The 626-nt window shown below is 37.5% G+C and carries 1 protein-coding gene; it reads right to left on the bottom strand.

The features are described 5' to 3' along the window. Positions 1-276: 276 nt before the first annotated feature. The coding region (locus MUW74_RS04185; RefSeq protein ID WP_243519319.1) for a hypothetical protein at positions 277-626 on the bottom strand (350 nt) is incomplete at its 5' end.

The raw sequence follows: 626 nt of genomic DNA, 5'->3' as shown, positions 1-626 counted from the left end.
ACTGCGCTGAACGGCTACAGAAAAAAGGGGAGAAATTAAGCCCTGAGTAAAGCATTGCTGAACGTAAGACTTACAGCTAAAAAAACAGGACTTGCCCACTACGCGGGCTTTAAACGTACGAGAGGCTATTTGGCTATTTCAGCTGTAGGTTTTGCTTGCTGATGGTGCTCTAATCTAACATGGTCAATTTTGGGTATCTTATGCATGATCTTTTCCAAATTGCTATAGCTCAAGGAAAAACGACATGTAATATGTTTAAAAAACACCTGACAAAACTTAATTTTTTACTCGTTGCAATAAGTTACTTACATAATTAGTAAGGTTACCAACCTGGTTGTTAGTTTGATCGAGTGTAGTATGCTTATTGGCAATAAAAGAAGCAAAACAGAGGTCAGTGGTTAAGCAATAGATTACCTCTATGGGTACGCGTTGTAACCGATCTTGTTGCTCCCGGGAATGCTCCATACTAGAACTATAAATTGCTACGAGATTACCAAAGGCAGGTATTAGATCAATAATCCTAAAACCATAGACAATATGATAAAACATGTCAAGGCCATACCTTACTTTTTCTTTAAGCATAGCATGGTCATCATCTGTAGATTCAAACTGTAGTAGTTGATATT

Origin of the sequence: Candidatus Cardinium sp. cBcalN2, from assembly GCF_022810445.1 — a bacterium.
In the GTDB taxonomy this organism is placed as follows: domain Bacteria; phylum Bacteroidota; class Bacteroidia; order Cytophagales; family Amoebophilaceae; genus Cardinium.
This window is presented reverse-complemented; position numbering and strand designations above follow the sequence as displayed.